We start from the raw sequence: 6,341 nt of genomic DNA, 5'->3' as shown, positions 1-6,341 counted from the left end.
GCGGTGCGGCGTGGGCACGGGGGGACACCTCCGCGGTGCAAGGGGGACCGTTCGCACGGTAGGCCCATACGATCTCCATCCCGGGCAGCAGGCCGGCGGCGCGCGCCGCAGTCCCCCATTCGCGGTAACGTGGCGGCCGAATACGCCCGCCTGGTGGGGTGCGAGACCCCCGGCGCCCCCGAGGACCCCCCGAGGACCACATGTCTGCCGCGCAGCACCCCGCCGTCTCCGTGATCATGCCGGTACTCAACGAGGAGCGGCACCTCCGGAACTCCGTCCGGCACATCCTGGAGCAGGAGTACGCCGGTGAGATGGAGGTGGTGATCGCGCTCGGCCCGTCCACGGACCGTACGGACGAGATCGCCGCCGAGCTGGTCGCGGAGGACGCCCGGGTCCAGACCGTGCCGAACCCCACCGGTCGCACCCCCGCCGCGCTCAACGCCGCGATCAAGGCCTCCCGCCACCCGGTGGTCGTGCGCGTCGACGGCCACGGGATGCTGTCGCCGAACTACATCGCGACGGCCGTACGCCTCCTGGAGGAGACGGGCGCGCAGAACGTCGGCGGCATCATGCACGCCGAGGGCGAGAACGCCTGGGAGGACGCCGTCGCCGCGGCCATGACGTCGAAGATCGGCGTCGGCAACGCGGCCTTCCACACGGGTGGCGAAGCGGGACCGGCCGAGACCGTGTTCCTGGGCGTCTTCCGCCGGGAGGCCCTGGAGCGGGCGGACGGGTACAACATCGAGTTCATCCGCGCCCAGGACTGGGAGCTGAACTTCCGTATCCGCGAGGCCGGCGGCCTGATCTGGTTCTCCCCCGAACTGCGGGTGCAGTACCGCCCGCGCCCCTCCGTCCGGGCGCTCGCCAAGCAGTACAAGGACTACGGCCGCTGGCGGCACGTCGTCGCCCGCTACCACCCCGGCTCGATCAACCTCCGCTACCTCGCCCCGCCGACCGCCGTCGTCGCGATCGCGGCGGGCCTCGTGGTGGGCGCGGCGGTGACCCCGTGGGCGCTGGTCGTCCCGGCCGGATACGTCGCGGCGATCGTCGCGGGCTCGCTCCCGGCGGGCAAGGGCCTGTCACTGAAGGCGCGGGCGCAGATCCCGGTGGCGCTGGCGACCATGCACATGTCGTGGGGCTACGGCTTCCTGACGAGCCCGCGCTCGCTGGCGAAGCGCGTCATCGCCAGCCGCCGGCCGGCGATCACGGAGCCGAACACGCCGGTGGCCTGAGCCGCCGACCGTACGAGAGGGGGCGCCCGGTTCACCGGGCGCCCCCTCTCGTCTGTCCCGCTCGTCCGCTACATCTGGCGGTACGGCCAGTACACGTCCATGCAGTCGTCCGTCTTGGCGCCGTTGACCGACTCGGTGCCCTCCAGCGGGTCGCTGTCGTCCTCCACGACCTTCGGGAACGTGGAGCCGGTCCGCCAGTCGGAGCCGACCGTGAGCGTCAGCCCGGCCCCGTCCGGCGTCTCCGAAACCGTGCTGGCCGGCATCCCCAGAGCCTTGGCGACGGACAACGCGTTGGCCTTGCCCTGGGCGCCCGCGCTGTGCGGGTAGGTCACCTCGGTCGTCAGCGCCGTTCCGGGCTCGGTCGAGGTGTCCGCCTCGGTGAAGCCCTTGGCCTTCAGCAGGTCACGGACGGTGCTGGCCCGGCCCTCGGTGGCCGCCTGGCCGTCGGCCGAGGTGCCGTTGACGACGGTCACACCGAGCGAGGCGGGAGCTCCGGCCTTCGGGCCGGCCGCAGCCTTCTTGGCCGCCTTGGCGCGGTCCTTGGGGTCGAGCGACTGGTCGTCGCGCAGCAGCGCCCAGAGCTTGTCGGCGGCGCCGGGCTTCGGCAGGACGTGGGCCTCGGGGTTCTTGGGATCGGGGATCCGCGGCATCGTCAGCATGTTCATCTTCTCCAGCGGCACGTCCTTGAGCTGCATGCCGAGGTCGAACAGCTTCTTCACCGTGCCGATCTCCTCCGAGACCTGGAGCGACTTGGTCGCGGTCTCGGCGAGGTTCATCAGACGCCCGGTGTCCGTGAAGGCGTTCTGGCTCTTCAGCTCGCGCAGGACGGAGTTCAGATACATGTGCTGGGCCTTGGAACGGCCGAAGTCACTCTCGAAGGCGTGCCGGGTGCGCAGCCACTTCAGCGCGTCCTCGCCCTTGATCTTGTGCTTGCCCGCCGTCAGCCGCAGATGGGAGCCACCGGGCACGTTCGGCTTGGGCACGTCGTTGACGTCCTGCTTCACACACACCCAGGCGCCGCCCACGGCGTCGGCCATGTCCACCACGCCGGAGAAGTCGACCATCATCCAGTGGTCGATGTAGACCTTGGTGAGCTGCTCCCAGGTGTCCAGCGTGCAGCCGGGACCGCCGCGGAGCGTCTCGTTGATGATGCCGTTGCTGGCCGGGTACTTCTGGTGGGTGTCGGGGTTCTCGCAGGCCGGGATGTTCACGCGGGTGTCGCGCGGGATGCTGATGACCGAGGCGTTCTTCCGGTCGGCCGACACATGGAGCAGCATCTGCACGTCGGCGAGCGGGGTTCCGCCGACGCTCTTCTTCGAACCGCCGAGTTTGAGGTTCTCCGCGCTGTTCCGGCTGTCGGAGCCGATCAGCAGGATGTTCAGCGGGGTCTGGCCCGCGGCGTTCGGCGCCTTCTTCTTCGCCGCGCCGTTGCCCGCGCTGCGTTCCCCCTTGCGGAGGTTGCTGTTCAGGTGCTCGTACCAGAGATAACCGGCCGCGCCGGTGCCGAGTATGAGGAACGCGAGCGAGAAGGCTATCCAGCGCAGGACGCGGCGCTTCTTCGTCTTGAGGGCGCGGCGGGGCCGGCCACGGCGCCCGCCGTGGCTCGCCGCGCGTCGGCCGCCGCCGCCGTTCCCGCTCCCACCGGTCTCGGGTCTCGCGGCATCCTCGCCGTCGTCCCCGGACCCGTCCCCGCCCTCGTAGAGGTCGTCGTCCCGGCCGAGTTGGCCGGCATGACGGACGCGTGGCCGCGTCCCCTCCCCAGGCATACTGCTCCGTCCCACCAGGACCCCCCTGCTGTTCAGACTCGCGATATCGCGCAGTGACCTGGTGTCACTTGGCGCACACTTGCTTGTCGGCGCTGGACTTCGGAATGTCGATCTTCGTCGGCCCGGTGATGGGGGTGCCCGCGCCCTTGAAGTCCGCCCCCAGCGTCAGCACCATCGCCTGCAGTCCCACGGCATCCTTGGTGCCCGGCTTCATCGCCGATGCGGGAAGTCCCATCATCTCGGCGAGCGCCCGGGCCTGGTCCGCCTGGTTCGGCGCGTACTCGAGCGTCGTCTTGGCGGCCTTCGCCGGGGCGTTGGCCTTGTTCGTGGACTTCAGGACGCCCTTGTCGTTCTGCAGCCAGGTGACCGTCTGCTGGGCAGCGCCGGCGATCCCGCCGCCGTTGTAGACGTCGACACGCACATCGGCCGCTGCCGCCTTCGTTCCCTTGAGCAGCGCGTCCTGCTTGCTCTTGGCGGCCTTCTTCTGCGCGGCCACCTCGGTCAGCGAGGTGTCCTCCTGCATCATCGACAGCAGCTGGGGCGCCTTCACCGGGTCCACGACCACCGTGATCGGTGTGGGCTCCGCCGGGTTGTCGATCACCGGCAGCGTGACGAACGTGATGTTCTTCGTGTCGATCTTGGTGAGTTCCTTGGCGAGCGTGGTCAGCTTCGGAACCGAGTTGATGGCGGAGTCGACCGTCAGCGCCTTGGTCGCCGCGTCCGCCAGCTTGTACAGCTTCTTCGGGCTCGTCAGCGTGTCGTTCGACTTCATTTCCTTGATCATCGAGCCGATGAACTGCTGCTGGCCCTTGATCCGGTCGAGGTCGCTCCCGTTGGTGTAGGCGTGCCGGGTCCGTACGAACGCCAGCGCGTCCTCGCCCTGAACGGTGTTCGGGCCCGCCGGCAGGTCGAGGTGCGACTTGTCGTCCTTGACCGCGTGGGCCAGGCAGATGTCGACGCCGCCGACCGCCGTGGAGAGGGTCTTGACCGCGTTGAAGTCGACCATCATGAAGTGATCGACCGACAGGCCGGTGAGCTGCTTGACGGTGTCCATCGTGCAGCCCGGGTCCCGGCCGTCCTGGCCCAGGCTGGTGTTGAACCGTACGTTCTGGGTGCCCGGGATGGTCGTCTCGGAACCGTCCGGCTGTTTCGTCCTGCAGTCCGGGATGTTGGTCATGAGGTCGCGGGGAATGCTCACCGCCGTGGCGTTGGTGCGGTCCTTGGACACGTGGAACAGGATGTTCGTGTCCGCGTGCCCGGCACTGCCCTTGTCGCCGTAACCCTCGTTGCCCTCACCGGTCCGTTTATCGGTACCGATGACCAATATGTTGAGGGGCGCGTTGGCGGTGACGACGTCCTTGTTGCCGCGGTCGCCGATGTCCACGGAGCTCAGGTTGCCGTTGAAGTGCTGGTACAGCCAGTACCCGCCGGCCGAGGCCGCGACGAGAAGGAAGGCCATCACGCCGCCCGTCCAGAGCAGGGCCTTCTTGCGGCGGGCCTTGGGGGCCTTGCGCTTGCGCCGGCCCGCGCTGGTGTCGGCGGCAGCCTCCTGACCGCGCGTGCCCTGGGCCGCACGGCGGCCGCCCTGCCGCGGCACCTCGCGGCTGCGGCGCCCGCTCTCGCCCGATGCGCCGCGCCTCGCGCCGTCGCCCTCACGGCCGGCACCTCTGCGCCCGGAACCCCGCGGAGCCGAAACTCCTGACGCCCTGGCTGAATCCCCTCCGGAATTGTTCAGTCGCAGTTCGTAGTCGCCGGTGTCCGGGTTGAGAACCCATTGGTCTGCGGGATCGATTTCTTCCGCCCGCCCACGGCCTTGTGCATCCACGGTCGCTTGAGTCCTCCGTCGGTGCCACGCGAGGCGCCTCCCCCGATAAGGCGCTCAGTCTTTCGCTCCGGAAGTGCGCGGCCAGGTGGCCGGAAGCACCGGATCGCGTCACACTATCCGTCCAGTTCGCCGGCGAGCGACGGGCGTGACATATTCCACGGCCCTTACAACCGGGCATTCTTCCCATTGCACGCCGAACGTTGATGTCCGCTTGGTCATTGCTTTACTGCTTGCACAGGTCCGTCGCCGCATTGTTCCCCGAGTAGGTGGGTGTGGGGGTCGGTCCGGAGGTGTCGGCGGCGTCAGTGTTTTTTCCGTCGTCATCCTTCAGCTGATCTGCGGGTACGACGGCGACGGGCTTGTCGTCGCGCAGTTGCTTGAAGAGCTTGTCCGCATCGGGCTGCACCAGTTCGTCCCGGTTTGCGTTGGCGGAGTACGGCTGCCGGGGGACGGTCAGGAACTGCACCTTGTCCGTCGGTACGTTGCGCATGCCGCGCACCAGGTCGTAGAGGTCCTTGAGGCTGTCCAGGCCCGGGTCCGTGGTCAGCGCCTTGGTGGCCGCGTCCAGCACCGGGTAGAGCCGGGTGGGGTTGAGCAGGACCCCGTTGCTCTGGACCTTGTTCACCAGGGCGCCCAGGAACTGCTGCTGGCGGTCCATCCGTTCGGTGTCGCTGCCGTTGCCGATGGACTTGCGGGCGCGTACGTAGCCGAGCGCCTGCTCGCCGTTGAGCTTCTGGCGGCCCGCCGCGAGCTTGAGGTGGGCGGCGCTGTCGTCGATCGGCTCCTTGAGGCAGATCTCGACCCCGTCCACCGCGTTGACCATGTTCTTGAAGCCGCTGAAGTCCACGACCATGTGATGGTCGATGCGGATGCCGGTCATCTTCTCGACCGTACGGATGGTGCAGGCGGTTCCGCCGGACTCGAACGCCCAGTTGAACTGGGCGAACTGCGGCTTGCTGGCGGTTTTGCCCGGCTTGTGGCACTCCGGGATGTTCACCATCAGGTCGCGCGGGATGGACATGGCCGTGGCGCTCTTCCGGTTCGCGGCCAGGTGCAACAGGATCGTGGTGTCCGAACGCTGGCTGCCGCCGTCGTCGCGTCCGTACTTGCGGTTGTCCCCGGCACGGCTGTCCGAGCCGATGAGCAGGATGTTCTGCGCGTTGTGGACCACGGAGGAGGGGCGCTCCTTCTCGTACGCCTTGAGTTCGGCGGCCGCGGAGGTGTCCGTCCGGATGTTGCCGTCCAGCTTCTTGTACAGCCACCAGCCGGCGCCCGCGGCGATGAGCACCACGAACGAGGCGCCGAGCGCGGTCCAACGCACCCAGTGGCGCTTGCGCTTGACGACGATGTCGACGGTCGGGCCCGGCCCGCCGGAGCCCTCCGGCGGCGCTCCGTGCGAAGGCCCGCTGCCGGACCCGCTGCGCGTCTCACCGCCCGGGCCGTCCTTCGGGCCACTGTCCGGGGCGTCGCCGCCGGGCACCGCGCCGGGTGATCCGTCCGGTGCCCGCTCCTCGCCCG

4 protein-coding genes are annotated in these 6,341 nt (G+C 69.1%); 1 reads left to right on the top strand and 3 read right to left on the bottom strand.

The window, feature by feature from the left end; genetic code table 11:
* Positions 1–200 precede the first annotated feature (200 nt).
* Entirely contained in the window at positions 201–1,232 is a 1,032-nt protein-coding gene (locus tag JGS39_RS34875) for a glycosyltransferase family 2 protein (protein WP_219573758.1), read from the top strand.
* 68 nt (positions 1,233–1,300) lie between these two features.
* Here the strand turns inward: JGS39_RS34875 and JGS39_RS34870 are convergent, their stop codons facing one another.
* From JGS39_RS34870 to JGS39_RS34860, 3 genes are all read right to left on the bottom strand, one after another.
* Positions 1,301–2,998: an LCP family protein gene (locus JGS39_RS34870; RefSeq protein WP_219573757.1), complete on the bottom strand. Its 1,698-nt coding sequence runs from the start codon at positions 2,996–2,998 to the stop codon at positions 1,301–1,303.
* Positions 2,999–3,062: 64 nt separating this feature from the next.
* Complete coding sequence (locus JGS39_RS34865; protein WP_219573756.1) at positions 3,063–4,823, bottom strand: LCP family protein; 1,761 nt, start codon at positions 4,821–4,823, stop codon at positions 3,063–3,065.
* A gap of 223 nt (positions 4,824–5,046) precedes the next feature.
* Positions 5,047–6,341: LCP family protein (locus JGS39_RS34860; RefSeq protein WP_219573755.1), on the bottom strand; the 1,295-nt coding region annotated here is incomplete at its 5' end.

Source organism: Streptomyces poriferorum (assembly GCF_019399235.1).
Taxonomy (GTDB): domain Bacteria; phylum Actinomycetota; class Actinomycetes; order Streptomycetales; family Streptomycetaceae; genus Streptomyces; species Streptomyces poriferorum.
Note: the sequence above shows the minus strand (reverse complement) of the source record. Positions and strands in the feature narration are given on the sequence as shown.

What these genes read in the sequence shown, in the direction of transcription:
- JGS39_RS34875 (WP_219573758.1), top strand. Translation starts at nt 201, where the DNA reads ATGTCTGCCGCGCAGCACCCCGCCGTCTCCGTGATCATGCCGGTACTC.
- JGS39_RS34870 (WP_219573757.1), bottom strand. Translation starts at nt 2,998, where the DNA reads ATGCCTGGGGAGGGGACGCGGCCACGCGTCCGTCATGCCGGCCAACTC.